Genomic DNA, 17,797 nt, shown 5'->3' with positions numbered 1-17,797 from the left:
TCACATCACCGGTGAGTCAGCAACAGGCTGGCTTACCGGAAAGAACGCATTCTCCCGTTCAGGAGAGGTGTGGGATCGGGATCCATAAAGCCTCCGGTAAGTAAAAATCAGGGTGTCGCCGCGCAGTATAAGGATTTAAGCGTACCCTTTGTGGCGATTCGGGCGGTATTATACCCCCCTGCAAATAAACCGAACGTAAACCAGACTTTGCCCATAGCGAAATCGCGCTATAGCATTAGGCTCAATTCACTACATCGTCGTTGTTACAGGGAATACAGCATGCAGAACCGCCTAACGATTAAAGACATCGCGCGTTTAAGCGGCGTGGGGAAATCGACCGTCTCACGCGTGCTGAACAACGAAAGCGGCGTCAGCGAACGCACCCGCGAACGCGTCGAGGCGGTCATGAACCAGCACGGCTTTTCCCCTTCCCGCTCCGCGCGCGCTATGCGCGGGCAGAGCGACAAAGTGGTCGCGATCATCGTCTCGCGTCTGGATTCCCTCTCCGAGAATCTCGCCGTCCAGACCATGCTGCCCGCCTTCTACGAGCAGGGCTATGATCCGATCATGATGGAGAGCCAGTTCTCTGTGCAGCTGGTTGAAGAGCATCTGGGTATGCTCAAGCGGCGCAACATTGACGGCGTGGTGCTGTTTGGCTTTACCGGCATCAAAGAAGAGATGCTCAAACCCTGGCAGCCCTCGCTGGTGCTGCTGGCGCGCGATGCCAGCGGGTTTGCGTCTGTCTGCTACGACGATGAAGGCGCCATTATTACCCTGATGCAGCGCCTGTACGAGCAAGGCCATCGCCACATCAGCTATCTGGGCGTGCCGCACGCGGACGTCACCACCGGCAAGCGCCGCCATGAAGCCTATCTGGCGTTTTGCAAACAGCACAACCTCTCCGCCGTAGCCTCCCTGCCGGGGCTGGGCATGAAGCAGGGCTACGAGCAGGTCGCCAGCGTTCTGACGCCGCAGACCACCGCGCTGGTGTGCGCCACGGATACCCTGGCGCTGGGTGCCAGCAAATATCTGCAGGAGCAGCGCATCGATAACCTGCAGGTGGCGAGCGTCGGCAGCACGCCGCTGATGAAGTTCCTGCACCCGGAAATTATCACCGTCGACCCGGGCTACGCCGAGTCCGGCAGACAGGCCGCCGCGCAGCTGATAGAGCAGATCAACGGGCGCGCTGAGCCGCGTCAGATCGTTATTCCCGCAATCCTCTCTGAAGCATAATGTGGCTAGATTCAGGTCTTACCGTATCATCTCAGATCATCGCATTTTCGATGATATTATTCGCCGGCTACACGTCGCGAACAGGAAATAGCTCAATTACTTGAGCGGACTATTCTCTACACAGCGGAACTCTGAACCCCATTCGCTATCAGGCTTGAGGCTGCTGCGTTCAATACTTAGAGTATGTCCTGATCCTGTGCTGCCTCGCACTGACTTTTTCTTTCCTGACTCTGGACCTTGTGGATCTTTTTCTGGCGAATGAAGGTAGTAATCTGCCGCATACCAGTCTTTTACCCAGTCCGCTCCGTTCCCCATCATGTCGTAGAGACCAAGCGGATTAGCAGGAAAACTACCGACAGGTTTTTTTTTGCTGGATGACGCATAGTTACGGTTTTTGTCGTTCCAGACGTAATTTTTGTTATCGCCGTTAGCGAAAATAAATAACCGCCCCCTACTGCGGGCTGCGTACTCCCACTGCGCTTCAGTGGGGAGATCCATATTGCGATGGCTATTTTTACCCAGCCACTGGCAATAGTCGCGGACGTCTTGCCAGCTTGCCGTTGCAGGATATGTTTCGCCCAGCGCCTCTTTGTCCTGCTTACTGAAATATTTACCCTGAGAAATCGTCTGGTAGATGGTGTTTTTATCCCGTCCCTGAATAACGAGCCAGCGATTAAACTCTCCCCAGGTGACGCGATATTTTCCGATCCGAAAGTCGGACAGTGTGACGGAATGAAGGGGCGTATCTTGGTCTGGATTGAAAGGAAGATGTTCATCAACCAGTCGGCCAAAATCTCCCATCTGAAAACTGCCGCCTTTTACCGTCACCAGATTTTCCAGAGAGGTACGAACCAGCGCATCCGAGTCGGCTTTTATATTTTGCTCATCACGACAGCCGGTGATGGCCACCGGTACCAGTGCTGTCAGGGTTAAGTATGAAAGAATCTGTCCGGTCATGGTTTATCGTCCGTGCTGGGTGGTTATGTAGGTGGTGCAGCTGTGCAGTAATGACGGCAACACAGGTGTGAGTGGAAGCATGAATTCGTTCGGGTGACCCGGTGACACGGCGGGTGCATCAGGCAAATGGGCGTAAATGGCATGCAGATTTTCCGCATAGTGGCTGGGGGTGATGATGACCTTCTGTGCGCCCGGAATGAAGCTGGCATCGTATCCGTATTCGCGCGGCTGCTCACCTTCAGCCAGAAACGCGATGACGCGGGCCTCATTGGCTTTCCAGTCGCCTTTTTCACCGATGATGGTGGACAGGTGCTGCATGATATTCTGATACTCACGCTTTGACTGTATCCAGCTCAGGACAGCGAGAATGGCGCGTTTACAGCTGGCAAAGGTGGTGCCACCCTCGCAAGCCTCCCCCTGATGACTGGCAGGGCTGGCGACCTCATCCCAGAAATTTTTCTCTATTAGGGCAGCGATGGCAGCACCTTTACTTTCCGGCGGGGCGTATTTCAGATACTCATCATTATCGAGTATTTTTTCCATCAGTCTTACGCGAGCTTCCTTATCGTTCCAGCCGACTTTCAGGGTAGTTCCGATAGCGCTCGCTGCATCAATGGCTCGGTTCAGGTTGTACATGCCAGCTAGCAGGGGGATGGCACAAAAAGCACCATAATCATCTTCTTTCATAATGTCCATCAGGCGGGTGTAGTCGGCGTTTCGCAGCATATAGGCGAGGCAGGGCATAAACTCGGTCATGATGGCCTTGCCATCCACCTCCAGAGTGACTGAGCCTTTTGCGCCTAGGCCGGAACAGACACCACCCTTGACGCGAATACGGACTTTTCCATCTTTCCAACTGAGTTCCATGCAACCACTGCCCCCCCAGCCTGCTTGCCCTGTTACACCAACAGCCACTTTTGCCAGGGAGGTAAATTTTTCGCTACCCTTACCAGCCTGGTCCGGATTGAGCCAGACCATTTTCCCGGCAAGATTGGCCCCGGCTTCCGCACCGGCAAACAGGCTTAGTTCTGCGCCAGGCTTTACTTCTTCAACGGTTTTTGAAATGTCAACATTGCGCCACTGTCCGGGTGTGCCTGTTGGTGTGGTTTTAACGGGAAGGCCTTTCACCACATCCCCGGAAAAGCTGATGCCAGCTTCAATACCCAGACTGGCACCTATACTGCCGGACAGGGCCAGCTCGAAATCAAAGCGCAGAACGCCGAGCAGCCCCATGCCGCCGCCGGGGATGCGTATCGGATCCAGCGGGTAGCAGATACGGACTCCAGCATGGTCAGGCCAGTAAACTTTTGCGGTGCTTTTCGCTTCGGCCAGTGCCAGGCTGGCGTAGGCGCTCAGCTTCCCGCTGGCCGTGGCGGTTGGTTTTATCTTACCGGTGCGGATGTCGTATTCAAAAGGGTTCAGAGTGCCTTTGAGACCTGCGCCGTAAGTCCAGCGCATCAGTTGGGCCTGTCCGTCAAAGACGATGTTGCCACTTTCCGATTCACTGTGTTTTTTCAGACTGTCATTCAGTTCTCTGGCCCAGTTTGTCAGGACGTCCAAATGGTCATCAATCAGCTTCTGCTCCCAGAGGGTCATGGAGGGTTTTACTTTTGCCAGCTGTGATTTCAGCTTCTGTGTATCGATTTCCTGCCGCGTGCGAGTGACGCCATCTTCGCCGGTATGACTGACTGTTTTAATAAAACCCTTTGTCGCCGGCTGTTTTTCGCCGTCGTTCAGGCGATAGCGTCGCCAGTGGCTGAGGATTTTATCGGAGCGGACATAAGTGTAACGGCCACCACGGTATCCACCTCCCTGGATTTCAATCATCTCCATAATGCCGATAGCGCTTTTTTTGGCGTTATCGTCCAGCAGTGTGGCCTTTGGAAGCTGACTGGCTGGAGTCAGATCCTGAAGCTCGCCTCGCAGCGCCCCGATAGCGTCATCAAGCTGCTGGTATTCCTTTTTTAGCAGTGATTCGAGGCGGTTCCGCTCGGCAACCTGATGCCAGTCGAGAGCGGTCATCTGCTTTGTCAGGTTGTCAATGCGCAACTGTGCATCGATACGGGTTGCCAGCAGCTTTTCCAGCCGGCAATGCTCTCGTTCAATAGCATCGTTATCACAGGCATCAACGGCAATCAAGGTTTCACTGTCAGGATGGAAATAAAGCGCAGGTCCAAAGGTACAGTAGGCTGTGACTCCCGTAGAGCGAAGTTTCAGGCGGGTGGACGTGGTATTGTCGGCTGGCGTGTTTTGATTTGTCATCTACATTAATCCCTCAATATAAATGTGGTTATAATCATCGGTATCATACAACAATCGCGACATAAAACGTTCATGGTCAGGCATTAATAAAACATCCAGATCATCCCCCGCTCAACAGATTATTGTGATCTTCGCCTGATTTCGGGAACGTTCCCATTTTCGCCGTCACGCTGAAGGAGTAGGCTTGCGCTCAGGTCATTACACCCCTCCCATCTGTCATGAGGTTTCATGATGAGTAAAGTCAAACAAGCAGATATCGATCGGCTGATCGTCCTGGTCGGCGGCCGCGAAAACATCGCCACCGTCAGCCATTGCATTACCCGCCTGCGCTTCGTGCTGAACGACCCGGCCAAAGCCAACCCGAAGGCCATTGAAGAACTTTCCATGGTAAAAGGCTGCTTCACCAACGCCGGCCAGTTCCAGGTCGTTATTGGTACCGAAGTGGGCGATTACTATCAGGCTCTGCTGGCGACAACCGGGTACTCTTCCGCCGATAAAGAGCAGGCGAAGAAGGCCGCGCGCCAGAATATGAAGTGGCACGAGCAGCTGATCTCCCACTTCGCGGAGATCTTCTTCCCGCTGCTGCCGGCGCTGATCAGCGGAGGCTTAATCTTAGGCTTCCGCAACGTCATCGGCGATGTGCCGATGAGCGACGGCAAAACCCTGGCGCAGATGTACCCGGCGCTGCAAAGCATCTATGACTTCCTGTGGCTGATTGGCGAAGCGATCTTCTTCTACCTGCCGGTGGGCATTTGCTGGTCGGCGGTGCGCAAAATGGGCGGCACGCCGATTCTGGGTATCGTGCTGGGCGTCACGCTGGTCTCTCCACAGTTAATGAACGCTTACTTACTTGGGCAGCAGGTGCCGGAGGTGTGGAACTTCGGGCTGTTTACCATCGCTAAAGTGGGCTACCAGGCGCAGGTGATCCCGGCACTGCTGGCCGGTCTGGCGCTGGGCTTTATTGAAACGCGCCTCAAGCGCATCGTGCCGGATTACCTCTATCTGGTGGTGGTGCCGGTCTGCTCGCTGATCCTGGCGGTGTTCCTGGCGCACGCCTTTATCGGTCCGTTTGGCCGCATGATTGGCGACGGCGTGGCCTTCGCGGTGCGTCACCTGATGACCGGCAGCTTCGCGCCGATTGGTGCCGCGCTGTTTGGCTTCCTGTACGCCCCGCTGGTGATCACCGGCGTGCACCAGACCACGCTGGCGATAGATATGCAGATGATCCAGAGCCTCGGCGGCACGCCGGTCTGGCCGATTATCGCGCTGTCTAACATTGCACAGGCCTCTGCGGTGACCGGCATCATCATCGTCAGCCGCAAGCATAACGAGCGTGAAATCTCCGTACCGGCAGCTATCTCTGCCTACCTCGGCGTCACCGAACCGGCAATGTACGGCATCAACCTGAAATACCGCTTCCCGATGCTCTGCGCGATGATCGGTTCCGGTCTGGCGGGCCTGCTCTGCGGCCTGAACGGCGTGATGGCAAACGGGATTGGCGTCGGCGGGCTGCCGGGCATCCTCTCCATCCAGCCCGCGTTCTGGCAGGTGTTTGCCCTGGCCATGGCGGTAGCGATTATCGTCCCAATGGCGCTCACCACCGTGGTTTACCAGCGTAAGTTCCGTCAGGGCACGCTGCAGATTGTTTAACGTCTTCTTTCGGGGCGCAGTTGCGCCCCTTCGCATTTGCAGGAACGCACTATGAATACTCTTCCTCACTGGTGGCAGAACGGCGTCATCTATCAGATTTACCCAAAAAGTTTCCAGGACACTACCGGCAGCGGCACTGGTGATTTACGCGGCGTGACGCAGCGTCTGGACTACCTGAAAACCCTCGGCATTGACGCCATCTGGCTGACGCCGTTTTATATCTCCCCGCAGGTGGATAACGGCTACGACGTGGCGAATTACACCGCCATTGACCCGGCTTACGGCACCCTGGATGACTTCGACGAGCTGGTTGCGGAAGCGCACGCGCGCGGCATTCGCATCGTGCTGGATATGGTGTTTAACCACACCTCAACGCAGCACGCCTGGTTCCGCGAGTCGCTGAACAAAGCGAGCCCGTACCGCCAGTTCTACATCTGGCGCGACGGCACGCCGGAGCAGCTTCCCAACAACTGGCGCTCCAAGTTTGGCGGCAACGCCTGGCGCTGGCACGCCGAGAGCGAGCAGTATTACCTGCACCTCTTCGCCCCGGAGCAGGCGGATCTCAACTGGGAGAACCCGGCCGTGCGCGCCGAGCTGAAAAAAGTGTGCGAGTTCTGGGCCGATCGCGGCGTGGACGGCTTGCGTCTGGACGTGATTAACCTGATTTCGAAAGACCAGGATTTCCCGGACGACAACATCGGAGACGGCCGCCGCTTCTATACCGACGGGCCGCGCATCCACGAATATCTGCAGGAGATGAGCCGCGACGTCTTCACCCCGCGCAACCTGATGACGGTAGGCGAGATGTCCTCGACCTCGCTGGAGAACTGCCAGCAGTACGCGTCGCTCGACGGCAGCGAGCTGTCGATGACCTTCAACTTCCATCATCTGAAGGTGGACTACCCCGGCGGCGAAAAGTGGACGAAGGCGAAGCCGGACTTCGTCGCGCTGAAAACCCTCTTCCGCCACTGGCAGCAGGGGATGCACAACAAAGCCTGGAACGCGCTGTTCTGGTGTAACCACGACCAGCCGCGCATCGTGTCGCGCTTTGGTGACGAAGGCGAATACCGCGTACAGGCCGCGAAGATGCTCGGCATGGTGCTGCACGGGATGCAGGGCACGCCGTATATCTATCAGGGCGAAGAGCTGGGGATGACCAACCCGCACTTCAGCCGCATTACCGATTACCGCGACGTGGAAAGCCTGAACATGTTCGCGGAACTGCGGGCCAACGGCCGCGAGCCGGACGAACTGCTGGCGATTCTGGCGAGCAAGTCCCGCGACAACGGCCGCACGCCGATGCAGTGGGACGCGTCGCACAATGCGGGTTTTAGCGAGGGCGAGCCGTGGATTGGCGTCTGCGACAACTACGAAACCGTGAACGCCCGCGCGGCGCTCGATGACCCGGATTCGGTGTTCTACACCTACCAGTCGCTGATTAGCCTGCGCAAAACTCTGCCGGTGCTGACGTGGGGGGATTATGAGGATTTACTGCCTGAACATCCTTCCCTGTGGTGCTACCGTCGCCGGTGGCAGGGACAGACGCTGATAGTGATGGCGAACCTGAGCGATAAGCCTCATGAATGGACAAATGACCTCCTGAGCGGCGAGTGGCAGACGGTGATGAGCAACTATCCGTCGCCAACGAAAACGACGCTGCGTCCGTTTGAAGCCCTCTGGTGGCTAGAGGCGTAATACCTTCACCGGGCGCATCCGTTGCGCCCGGCTTACTTTACTGTTTTTGTTGAATAATTAATCAGATTTTTCCTTTCCGGATTTACAATCGCTGCAGCGCCCGCCGTTTGTACTCTCGTCTTTTTACTTTGTTCTGAATCAAATAAATCGCAAACATGTTTGATGCAAATCACTATATGTAGCACTTAAAATGCACGCCGACCCAACATCTTGTATTAATCGTCTACTATTCCAACAACAAGACCGCGACTCAGCTCTCCGGAATTGTGGATAACAAGGGTCGGGAACGAGGGAAGTCTCTCACCTGGCTGACAATACAGCCTTTGAATACTTCTCCGCCTCTGTGGATAACCTGTTTTTAAAAAATGGAGTGATCATGACACCGCATGTGATGAAACGTGATGGCTGTAAAGTGCCGTTTAAATCAGAGCGCATCCAGGAAGCCATTCTGCGTGCAGCTAAAGCAGCGGGAGTCGATGACGCAGATTACTGCGCCACCGTCGCAGAAATCGTTAGCAGCCAGATGAATGAACGCAGCCAGGTCGATATCAACGAGATCCAGACCGCGGTTGAGAACCAGCTGATGGCGGGGCCTTACAAGCAGCTGGCCCGCGCCTACATTGAGTACCGCCACGATCGTGACGTGCAGCGCGAGAAGCGCGGCCGCCTGAACCAGGAGATCCGTGGCCTGGTGGAGCAGACCAACTCCGCCCTGCTCAACGAAAACGCCAATAAAGACAGTAAAGTGATCCCGACCCAGCGCGACCTGCTGGCCGGTATCGTGGCTAAACACTATGCCCGCCAGCATCTGCTGCCGCGCGACGTGGTGTCGGCGCACGAGCGCGGCGAGATCCACTACCACGATCTCGACTACTCGCCGTTCTTCCCGATGTTCAACTGCATGCTGATCGACCTGAAGGGCATGCTGACCCACGGTTTTAAAATGGGTAACGCCGAGATTGAACCGCCTAAGTCCATCTCCACGGCCACCGCCGTCACGGCGCAGATTATCGCTCAGGTTGCCAGCCACATTTATGGCGGCACCACCATTAACCGCATTGATGAAGTGCTGGCTCCGTTCGTGACGGCAAGCTTCAACAAGCACCGTAAAACGGCCGAAGAGTGGCAGATCCCGGACGCGGACGGCTACGCCCACTCCCGCACCGAGAAAGAGTGCTATGACGCGTTTCAGTCGCTGGAGTATGAGGTAAACACCCTGCACACCGCCAACGGCCAGACGCCGTTTGTGACCTTCGGCTTCGGTCTGGGCACCAGCTGGGAATCGCGTCTGATCCAGCAGTCTATCCTGCGCAACCGCATCTCCGGGCTCGGCAAAAACCGCAAAACCGCCGTGTTCCCGAAACTGGTGTTCGCCATCCGCGACGGCCTGAACCACAAGTTTGGCGATCCGAACTACGACATCAAACAGCTGGCGCTGGAGTGCGCGAGCAAGCGCATGTATCCGGACATCCTGAACTACGATCAGGTCGTCAAAGTGACCGGTTCGTTTAAAACGCCAATGGGCTGCCGCAGCTTCCTCGGCGTGTACGAAGACGAAAACGGTGAGCAGATCCACGACGGTCGCAACAACCTGGGCGTCATCAGCCTGAACCTGCCGCGCATCGCGCTGGAAGCGAAAGGTAACGAAGACGCCTTCTGGACGCTGCTGGACGAGCGCCTGCAGCTGGCGCGTAAAGCGCTGATGACCCGCATCGCGCGTCTGGAAGGGGTGAAAGCCCGCGTGGCACCCATCCTCTATATGGAAGGTGCCTGCGGCGTGCGCCTGAAGGCGGACGATGACGTGTCCGAGATCTTCAAAAACGGTCGCGCGTCGATTTCGCTGGGCTATATCGGCATTCACGAAACCATCAACGCGCTGTTTGGCGACGCGCACATGTACGACAGCGCCGTGCTGCGTGAGAAAGGCATCGCCATCGTTCAGCGCCTGCGCGACGCGGTAGACCAGTGGAAAGAGGAAACCGGCTACGGGTTTAGCCTCTACAGCACGCCGAGCGAAAACCTGTGCGACCGCTTCTGCCGCCTGGACACCGCCGAGTTCGGCATTGTGGAAGGGGTGACGGATAAAGGGTATTACACCAACAGCTTCCACCTCGACGTGGAGAAAAAGGTGAACCCGTACGACAAGATCGACTTTGAAGCGGCGTACCCGCCGATCGCCAGCGGCGGCTTCATCTGCTACGGCGAGTACCCGAACATTCAGCACAACCTGAGGGCGCTGGAAGACGTGTGGGATTACAGCTACCAGCACGTGCCGTACTACGGCACCAACACGCCTATCGACGAGTGCTACGAGTGCGGCTTTACCGGTGAGTTTGAGTGCACCAGCAAAGGCTTTACCTGCCCGAAATGCGGCAACCACGACGCAGCTCGCGTCTCCGTCACCCGCCGCGTGTGCGGCTATCTCGGCAGCCCGGACGCGCGTCCGTTTAACGCCGGGAAGCAGGAAGAGGTGAAGCGCCGCGTGAAGCATTTAGGGAATGGGCAGATCGGGTAAGTTCTTCATCAAATTTTCCCCTCACCCCGCCCTCTCCCCATAGGGGAGAGGGGGAAAGGCCGCACCGAGTAGTCCCCTCTCCCCTATGGGGAGAGGGTTAGGGTGAGGGGTGAGGGCATCAGGTTAACGCTATGAACTATCACCAGTACTACCCCGTCGACATCGTTAACGGCCCCGGCACCCGCTGCACCCTGTTTGTTTCAGGCTGCGTGCACGAATGCCCCGGCTGCTACAACAAAAGCACCTGGCGCCTCAATTCCGGCATACCGTTTACCGCCGAGATGGAAGACAGGATCGTCAACGACCTGAACGACACCCGCATCAAACGTCAGGGGATCTCACTTTCCGGTGGCGATCCGCTGCATCCGCAAAACGTGCCGGATATCCTGAAGCTGGTGAAGCGCATTCGGGCAGAGTGTGAGGGAAAAGACATCTGGGTCTGGACAGGCTACAGGCTGGAAGAGCTGAACGCGCAGCAAATGGAAGTGGTGGATCTGATTAACGTGCTGGTCGACGGCAAGTTTATGCAGGATTTAAAAGACCCGTCGCTTATCTGGCGCGGCAGCAGTAACCAGGTTGTGCATCATCTGCGTTGAACAAAGGCGGATGTTATCCGTCCGCCCTTACCTCAAAATCGGCTCAAACTCTCCATCGCCACCGCCTTAAACTCGGCAAAATCGCCGCAGCTACAGAGGCGTGACATCGCGCGTTCGCGCAGGAAGGTGACGAAAATATCGTAAATCGCCATCGCCTCTTCGTATTCGCTTTTGCTGATGGCGAGCAGGAAGATGACGTGCGCGGTTTCGTCGCCCCACTGCACGCCGTGCGGGGCGAGCACGGTGTAGACCACCGTTTTATGCGCCAGCAGGCCGAGGGAGTGCGGCAGCGCGATGCCGTCGCCGAGCATGGTACTGACGATGGCTTCACGCTCAACGACGGAATCCAGAAACGCCTCCCCGACAAAGCCTTCTTCTTCAAGCTGTTCGCACAGCTCGCGGAACAGCGTTTGCTGGTCGACGGGCGTGTCAATAATGCGGAAATGGGCCGCGTCGAAGTATTTATCCAGCATCCACGGGCGGGTGCGGTCCACCAGCACCAGTTTGCCAATCTGCTCCAGCTGATAGTCGGTCGGGAACGGGGCGATCGTGACCACCGGTTTCGACTTTTCGCTGATGCGGGCGGTGGAAATAACAAAATCTTCGCTGATGGATTCGGTCAGCTCGTACTCGCGCAGGGTGAGGGTGCGCGTCATCTCAATTTGCGGGTATTTGCGCTGCAGCACCGCCTCGATCATGCGCACCATGGCGTTACCGGCGTCGCACACCAGCAACACGCGCGGCTGGCGATGGTAGCCGATGTTGTAGTGGCGCTCCAGCCCGACGCCGATGTGCAGCACCAGGAAGCCAATCTCGTTTTCGCTGATCACGTACGGCGTATATTTGCCCCAGCTCGACACCGCCGCCAGCGTCATGTCCCACGCCATCGGATAGTGCTGCTTGATGTTATCCAGCAGCGGGTTCGGGATCATGATTTGATACCGCACGCGGGTGATCATGGTCTTGATGTGCGTGAGCAGATCCGCGTGCAGCTGTTCGTCGCTGAGCAGGTTGTAGTTATAGTGGGTGTTGATGTAGCGCAGGATGTAGTTGACCAGCGCTTCGTCGTCATCGGCGTTAATGGCGCTGGGCGCGATCTCCTGAATCTGCCGCGCGGCGATGTGGACGCACAGCCAGCTCTCCTCCGAGGGTGAAAGCGCTTTGCCCGCCAGCTGCTGGATTGTCACGGCGATATCTTTCGCCGCCTCGCGCACGTTCTCTTCCACGTCTTCGGCATGGAACTCCGGCAGCGGGTAACCTTCGCTGATGCGGCGCACCGACACCGCGCAGTACAGGCGCAGGAACAGCTCGCCCTCGTCGGTCAGGCGAATGTGATGACGCGTCAGCGCGTCGTGCAGCACGGGCACCATCTGCTCCGCCACGCCCGCATTCAGCGCCACGTCGGTCACCAGCGGGTTCAGGCTGTCCTGCTGCGCCAGCTCCCAGAGCAGATCGGTCAGGCACGCGCGGGTCGACATCTCGCTGCCAAACAGCTTCATCCCGTGACGCGGACGGGTTTCCAGCGTCAGGTTATAGCGGTGGAACCACTCGCGCACCTCCGCCATGTCGCTTTGCAGCGTGGCGCGGCTGACGAACCACTCGTCCGCCAGATCCTCAAGCTTGAGGGAAAACGCCGAGGTGAGAAAACGCACCACCAGATAATGCACGCGTTCCGGCCCGGTCCGTGGGATACGCAGCGCGCGCGGGTGGGAGGCCTGCAGCTGCTGATAACGCTCGGCATCCTCAATTTTGAGCTGGTAGCCGTTGCCCCGGCTCAGGATGAACTGCGCGCCGTGGCCTGCCAGCAGCGCGTTAAGGGCGGTGATATCCGCACGGACGGTTCGCGTGGAGACCGACAGCCGCTGCGCCAGCTCGTCCTGCGGCAGCGTCTCGTTTTGCAACAGATCGAAAAGTTGCGCTAAACGTTGGTTCGGGAATCGCACGTCGTTGTCCTCTTACGGCTTAGGGTGAAATGACCATCTGGGATGGGCTGCCGACCGGGGTATAGTCTGGCTCAAAGCTTAGCTTGCCGTCCTGACCGACGCGGAAACGGGTAATGTTGTCGCTCCGCTGGTTCATGACGTACAGCCAGCGCCCCTGTTTATCGAGCGTCAGGGTGCGCGGGTAATCACCGCGCGTCCACACATCGTCCTGATGCGTCAGCGTGCCCTCCGCTGTTACGGTAAAGTGCCCGATGCTGTTATGCAAACGGTTAGCCACATACAGCTGCTTTCCGTCGGCGCTTAACGCCAGCCCGGCAGCAAAGCTGGTGCCTTTGTACCCTTCCGGCAGGGCGGAAACCGTTTTGCCCTCTTTCAGCGTACCGTTTGCCCCCACCGCATAGTGGGTGAGCGTAGAGGCCTCTTCGTTAATCAGCCACAGGGCATCGCCTTTCGGCGTAAAGACAAAGTGGCGCGGCCCGGCCCCTTTTGAGGAGGCGCTGACAAACGGCGGATCGTTCGGCGTCAGCTTGCCGCTTCGATCGTCAAAACGATACTGGTAGAGACGATCCAGCCCCAGATCGGTGGAAAATACGTACTTGCCGCTCGGATCGGCGGCGATCATGTGCGCGTGGGGGCCGTTGTGATCGCTGATGGCAAAGCTGCCCTCCGCAGCCGCTTCCGGTTTTGCCGTGCCCGGCTCACCCTCATCCTGGTGCCGATCCGTGGCGTCACCCAGGCTGCCGTCTGCCTTGACCGGTAAAACGGCAATCGACCCGCTGACGTAGTTCGCCACCAGTAGATGACGACCGTTCGGCGTCAGGGAAAGATACACCGGCCCCGCACCGCCGGACGCCACCTGATTGAGCTCGCTCAGCTCGCCGTTATCGGCCACGCGCAGCGCCTGCACCACGCCCTGCTCCACTTCGCTTGCCAGGTAGAGCGTTTTGCCGTCGTGCGAGACGGCCAGCTGCGCGGCGTTCGGCAGCCTGCTCACCAGCGTTTTATTGTCGAGCGCACCGGTTTGCGGGTCGACGGTGAAGCGGTACAGCCCTTCACCGTTGGGGTTGTAGGTGCCCACCCAGGCGTACTGCGTCTGGGCGACTGCGGCGGTCGCAAGTAAAGAGAGTGAAGCAACAAGCAGGTTACGGGTGTGCATGGTGGCTCCTTCAGGTGAGTGTGGTGCGTTTCCCCTCACCCCGGCCCTCTCCCCAAAGGGGCGAGGGAGTAATCGTCCCCTCTCCCCTTTGGGGAGAGGGTTAGGGTGAGGGGTGTTGTTTTTATTACTTCACCAGCTTCTTCGTCATCGCCAGCAGCGTACGCACATCTTCCGGGCGCGTGTCGCCGCTGGCTTTGTCGATAATCGAGCTGTAGATATGCGGGATGATTTTGCTCACGCCCGCGTCGAGGGCGATCTGCAGGATCTCCTCATAGTTTTCCAGATCGATTCCCCCGGTCGGCTCCAGCCAGAAGTCGTGACGGGCGCAGGCTTCCGCCACCGCTTTGTACTCGTCACGGCACTTGAGGCCGCCCATCGGGAAGTATTTGATTGAGCTGCCGCCGAAATCCTTCAGCAGGGCAATCGCGGTTTCAACCGGCACAATGCCGTCCGGCGCGTTGCTGCTCAGCGGGCCGGTGGAGATTTTCACCATGCCGACGGTGCCGGTCGGGGAGACCAGACCGTTGACCACGGAGTCGTTCTGCCCCAGCAGCGCGCGGCTGGTGGCGACGCCGGTAAAGACCTGGTTGACGTGCTGCGGCTGCACCTGACGGGAGATTTCGCTCACCATCGCCGACTGGTTCGGGTCGCCCGCGCCCAGGCCCACAGACAGCGCGTTATCAATCAGCGCGGCGTATTCACGCATATCGGCGACGGCGCTGTCCACGTCCGGGTAATTTTTGGAGAGCACGCCCACCAGCACATGACCTTCCGCCGCCTCGTAAATGGCGCTGGCGTTGGCTTTCGAGCCTGCCAGCACGTTCAGACAGACGCGGTCACGGTAAAATTTGGGGGTCAGTTTCATGCTTTTTTCTCCTGTCCTAACACTTCGCTAATGCGGCGGTACACGATGTTCAGCTGGTCTGCGTTTACGCTGCGCACGTCCGCTTCGATAATCCCTTCGTTGGCCTTGTAGCCGCGGAAATAAATGGCGTATTCGCCTTGCTTGAGCGCGTTCACCAGCTCGCCGGTGCCGACGCCGGTAGTAGCTTCGTCAAACTTAATCTCGGTGCGCGCGATGTCGCGTCCCGCGCTGTCCCAGACCACGCGCGCGGTGACGCCGTTCAGGGTGTTGAGCGCGTCGATAAACGGCGTCATCTTCGCCACCATCTCTGCACCGCTCTCTTTGGTCGCCGTCAGGTAGTGTTCGATGGCGCAGGTCAGGCCAAGAATGCCCTCTTTACCCACCTTCATCGCGCGGCCAATGCCCGCCGTCTGACGCTTCACCCACTCAACGTACTGGGTCTTGCCGATCACCAGCCCGCTGGTTGGCCCTTCAATCGCCTTCGCGCCGCTGTAGATCACCAGATCGGCGCCGGATCGGTAGTAGGTATGCAGATCTTCTTCCGCTGCCGCGTCGACGATCAGCGGGAGATCGTGCTTACGCGCAACCACCGCCGCCTGCTCGACGCTGAGCATGCTTTTCTGCACGCAGTGGTGAGATTTGATGTAGAGGATCGCCGCCGTACGCGGAGTGATCGCCGCCGCCAGCTGATCGGCGGAGCATTCGTTGGCGTAGCCCGCTTCCACCAGCTTACCGCCGCCCAGCGCCACCATGGTGCCCACCGGCGCGCCAAAGTTAACGTTATGGCCTTTCGGCAGGACGATTTCGTTGTTCTCAATCGGGGTAACGTGCAGGTTTTCCAGCAGCCAGTCGCTGTCTTTCACCAGTACAGCCGCCACGGACTGGGCAATGCCCGCCGACGCGCAGGAGACTACCGTTGCCCCTTCCACGTCCAGCAGCTTCGCGATGTATTCCCCGGTTTTATTAACCAGATCCTTCATCTCGAAGTACTCATTCATACCGTCCATTGCCGCCTGCACCACTTCCGGACGCGGCGTGGAGACGCCCAGCGCCGTCATGCGGCCGGAGGTGTTGATAACCTGCTTTAAGTTGTACTTCTCATAAATCGAAGGCATGTTCCGTGCTCCCTTGTTCGGTCATGTAGCCCTTGCCCGCGCGGATCGCGGCAAGCGGCACCAGAATGTGTTCAGCCTGCAGGCTGTCGTTTTCGGCATCCGTCAGCACCGTCGGCTGACGCTTAAGGGTGAACAGCGTCAGGTCGGCATCGAGACCCGGCTGAATGCGGCCTTTGCGCGTCAGGCGCAGGCCGTCGGCGGCGTTGGCGGTTACGCAGTCAATCACCTGCGGCAATGACATGCCGATGGCGAGAAACTTCGACATCACGCTTGCCAGCGAGCCGACCGGACCATTGATGCGGTTGCGGCAGTAGATATCCGAGCTGATGGTGTGCGGCAGAATGCCCATCGCGATGGCGCGTTTTGCCACCTCAAAGCTGAAGCTCGCCGTGCCGTGGCCGACGTCCAGACGCACGCCGCGCTTCAGCGCAGACGTGATGGAGGCGCGCAGCTCGCCGGAGGGCGTCAGAATGCGGTTGGGCTTGCCGTTGTAGCAGTGGGTGATGATGTCGCCCGAGCTCAGCAGCTCGGCAATTTCGTCGAGGTTCGGCGGGTTGTTGCCGATGTGCACCATCAGCGGCAGGTCGCCGTTCTCTTTCTGAATGGCTTTCGCGCGCTCCAGCGGCGTAATGCCGTTTTCGCCGACCACGCTGCTGCTCATGCGTGCTTTCAGCCCGACGATGAAATCCGGGTGACGTTTAACCGCCTGTTTGACCGCGTCAGCGTCGATGTTGGCCATATTGGCCAGCTCGTTCTGGGCAATCAGCCCCACGCGGGAGATGTTCAGCAGGGCAAAAACGTCGGTTGTCGCTTTACGGGTGATGACATAGAAATCGTCCACATCGTCGGCACCAGTGCTGCCCGCATCGACCACGGAGGTAACGCCAGTGGCAATGCCCACGCTGTCCGGTTCGTCGTGGTAGATCGGGGAGTTCGGATAGCAGTGGACGTGGGAGTCAATCCAGCCTGCGCTAACGAATACGTTGCCGTTCAGCTCAACCGTTTTACTGGCGGGAGCGTCAATGTCGCCCAGCGCCGCGATCTTCCCGTCCTGGATGGCGATATCGGTCAGGGTATCGTCGGCAAGGCGCGCGCGGCGCAGGAGTAAATCAAACATGAGGATCTCCTGATAAGTCGGGCGCCTGAGCGCCCGCGGGTATTAAAGGGCGACCGGGAACAGCCAGCCCAACAGCATGGCACCGAGGATCGCACCGCCGGTAATCGGCTTTTGCCAGATGTAGAACACCAGCGCACCCAGCAGAGAACCGACGCCAATCGGAATGGAGGCGGTCATGGCGCTGAGGATAATCAACGGCCCGAGGAAGCGGCCGGAGGCGTTACCCGCGCCCATCATCACGTCTGCACCGTAGGTGGAGTTGCTCTGGTTGATGGTGAACTTACGCGCCAGGATGATGACGTAGCCAATCGCCAGGCCAATCACCAGGCCGGTAATCAGCGCGGCAATGAAGTTGGTCACCGGAAACATGATCCCCGCGCCCAGCAGCAGCGCCGGAACGCCGAGGCCGACGCCGGTCTGAATAGCGCCGCCAATGTCGAGAATACCGACCAGCGAGCCTTCGATAATGCGGGCGAACAGGAAGCTTGCGCCGAACGCCGCGACAGCACCGTAGACGCCGGTATCAATCCCCGCTTTCAGCATCGCCACGAAGGCCACTTCGTTAAACGCGCCGATGCCGTAGAGGTAGTACATGTGCGTCCCGGCAAACACGCCGGAGGAGAGCAGGCCAACGAAGATCGGGAACGACCAGTCGGCATACCAAAAACCTTTATTCTGTTCCATGTAGAGGCT

The 17,797-nt window shown here is 58.3% G+C and carries 13 protein-coding genes; 5 read left to right on the top strand and 8 right to left on the bottom strand.

Annotated elements, in window-relative coordinates:
- The first annotated feature begins 279 nt into the window (after positions 1-279).
- A complete protein-coding gene (gene treR, locus M2433_RS13810; protein WP_429054837.1) occupies positions 280-1,233 on the top strand; it encodes a trehalose operon repressor TreR in 954 nt (317 codons plus the stop codon).
- Between the two features lie 96 nt (positions 1,234-1,329).
- Here the strand turns inward: treR and M2433_RS13805 are convergent, their stop codons facing one another.
- Positions 1,330-2,190: a formylglycine-generating enzyme family protein gene (locus M2433_RS13805; protein WP_429054836.1), complete on the bottom strand. Its 861-nt coding sequence runs from the start codon at positions 2,188-2,190 to the stop codon at positions 1,330-1,332.
- Between the two features lie 3 nt (positions 2,191-2,193).
- The gene (locus tag M2433_RS13800; RefSeq protein WP_429054835.1) at positions 2,194-4,452 is read right to left on the bottom strand and encodes a hypothetical protein; all 2,259 of its coding nucleotides are present in this window, start codon (positions 4,450-4,452) and stop codon (positions 2,194-2,196) included.
- A gap of 231 nt (positions 4,453-4,683) precedes the next feature.
- Between M2433_RS13800 and treB the strand changes: the two genes are divergently transcribed.
- The 4 genes from treB to nrdG all read left to right on the top strand — a co-directional run bounded on the left by treB (position 4,684) and on the right by nrdG (position 10,908).
- Complete coding sequence (gene treB / locus M2433_RS13795; protein ID WP_429055076.1) at positions 4,684-6,102, top strand: PTS trehalose transporter subunit IIBC; 1,419 nt, start codon at positions 4,684-4,686, stop codon at positions 6,100-6,102.
- A 51-nt stretch (positions 6,103-6,153) separates the two neighbouring features.
- On the top strand, positions 6,154-7,797 hold the full coding sequence (treC, locus tag M2433_RS13790; RefSeq protein ID WP_429054834.1) for an alpha,alpha-phosphotrehalase: 1,644 nt from the start codon (positions 6,154-6,156) through the stop codon (positions 7,795-7,797).
- Between the two features lie 376 nt (positions 7,798-8,173).
- Positions 8,174-10,312: an anaerobic ribonucleoside-triphosphate reductase gene (gene nrdD, locus M2433_RS13785; RefSeq protein WP_429054833.1), complete on the top strand. Its 2,139-nt coding sequence runs from the start codon at positions 8,174-8,176 to the stop codon at positions 10,310-10,312.
- A gap of 131 nt (positions 10,313-10,443) precedes the next feature.
- Positions 10,444-10,908 carry an anaerobic ribonucleoside-triphosphate reductase-activating protein gene (gene nrdG / locus M2433_RS13780; protein ID WP_429054832.1) on the top strand — a complete coding sequence of 155 codons (465 nt, stop codon included), beginning with the start codon at positions 10,444-10,446 and terminating at the stop codon, positions 10,906-10,908.
- Positions 10,909-10,940: 32 nt separating this feature from the next.
- Here nrdG and M2433_RS13775 read toward each other — a convergent pair whose 3' ends face one another.
- The 6 genes from M2433_RS13775 to M2433_RS13750 all read right to left on the bottom strand — a co-directional run bounded on the left by M2433_RS13775 (position 10,941) and on the right by M2433_RS13750 (position 17,788).
- Complete coding sequence (locus tag M2433_RS13775) at positions 10,941-12,851, bottom strand: BglG family transcription antiterminator (RefSeq protein ID WP_429054831.1); 1,911 nt, start codon at positions 12,849-12,851, stop codon at positions 10,941-10,943.
- A gap of 19 nt (positions 12,852-12,870) precedes the next feature.
- The gene (locus M2433_RS13770) at positions 12,871-14,007 is read right to left on the bottom strand and encodes a lactonase family protein (protein ID WP_429054830.1); all 1,137 of its coding nucleotides are present in this window, start codon (positions 14,005-14,007) and stop codon (positions 12,871-12,873) included.
- A gap of 124 nt (positions 14,008-14,131) precedes the next feature.
- The gene (dagF, locus tag M2433_RS13765) at positions 14,132-14,872 is read right to left on the bottom strand and encodes a 2-dehydro-3-deoxy-phosphogluconate aldolase (RefSeq protein WP_429054828.1); all 741 of its coding nucleotides are present in this window, start codon (positions 14,870-14,872) and stop codon (positions 14,132-14,134) included.
- A complete protein-coding gene (locus M2433_RS13760) occupies positions 14,869-15,987 on the bottom strand; it encodes a DgaE family pyridoxal phosphate-dependent ammonia lyase (protein WP_429054826.1) in 1,119 nt (372 codons plus the stop codon). The genes dagF and M2433_RS13760 overlap by 4 nt, the downstream gene beginning before the upstream one ends.
- On the bottom strand, positions 15,971-17,104 hold the full coding sequence (locus tag M2433_RS13755) for an amidohydrolase/deacetylase family metallohydrolase (RefSeq protein WP_429054825.1): 1,134 nt from the start codon (positions 17,102-17,104) through the stop codon (positions 15,971-15,973). The genes M2433_RS13760 and M2433_RS13755 overlap by 17 nt, the downstream gene beginning before the upstream one ends.
- Before the next feature lie 42 nt (positions 17,105-17,146).
- Entirely contained in the window at positions 17,147-17,788 is a 642-nt protein-coding gene (locus M2433_RS13750; protein ID WP_023310183.1) for a DUF4310 family protein, read from the bottom strand.
- Positions 17,789-17,797: the final 9 nt, after the last annotated feature.

This window comes from Enterobacter sp. AC1 (assembly GCF_050434705.1).
Lineage (GTDB): Bacteria > Pseudomonadota > Gammaproteobacteria > Enterobacterales > Enterobacteriaceae > Enterobacter > Enterobacter cloacae_L.
Note: the sequence above shows the minus strand (reverse complement) of the source record. Positions and strands in the feature narration are given on the sequence as shown.

What these genes read in the sequence shown, in the direction of transcription:
- M2433_RS13750 (WP_023310183.1), bottom strand. Translation starts at nt 17,788, where the DNA reads ATGGAACAGAATAAAGGTTTTTGGTATGCCGACTGGTCGTTCCCGATC.
- M2433_RS13770 (WP_429054830.1), bottom strand. Translation starts at nt 14,007, where the DNA reads ATGCACACCCGTAACCTGCTTGTTGCTTCACTCTCTTTACTTGCGACC.
- nrdG (WP_429054832.1), top strand. Translation starts at nt 10,444, where the DNA reads ATGAACTATCACCAGTACTACCCCGTCGACATCGTTAACGGCCCCGGC.
- M2433_RS13805 (WP_429054836.1), bottom strand. Translation starts at nt 2,190, where the DNA reads ATGACCGGACAGATTCTTTCATACTTAACCCTGACAGCACTGGTACCG.
- M2433_RS13755 (WP_429054825.1), bottom strand. Translation starts at nt 17,104, where the DNA reads ATGTTTGATTTACTCCTGCGCCGCGCGCGCCTTGCCGACGATACCCTG.
- treB (WP_429055076.1), top strand. Translation starts at nt 4,684, where the DNA reads ATGAGTAAAGTCAAACAAGCAGATATCGATCGGCTGATCGTCCTGGTC.
- nrdD (WP_429054833.1), top strand. Translation starts at nt 8,174, where the DNA reads ATGACACCGCATGTGATGAAACGTGATGGCTGTAAAGTGCCGTTTAAA.
- M2433_RS13760 (WP_429054826.1), bottom strand. Translation starts at nt 15,987, where the DNA reads ATGCCTTCGATTTATGAGAAGTACAACTTAAAGCAGGTTATCAACACC.
- treR (WP_429054837.1), top strand. Translation starts at nt 280, where the DNA reads ATGCAGAACCGCCTAACGATTAAAGACATCGCGCGTTTAAGCGGCGTG.
- dagF (WP_429054828.1), bottom strand. Translation starts at nt 14,872, where the DNA reads ATGAAACTGACCCCCAAATTTTACCGTGACCGCGTCTGTCTGAACGTG.
- treC (WP_429054834.1), top strand. Translation starts at nt 6,154, where the DNA reads ATGAATACTCTTCCTCACTGGTGGCAGAACGGCGTCATCTATCAGATT.
- M2433_RS13800 (WP_429054835.1), bottom strand. Translation starts at nt 4,452, where the DNA reads ATGACAAATCAAAACACGCCAGCCGACAATACCACGTCCACCCGCCTG.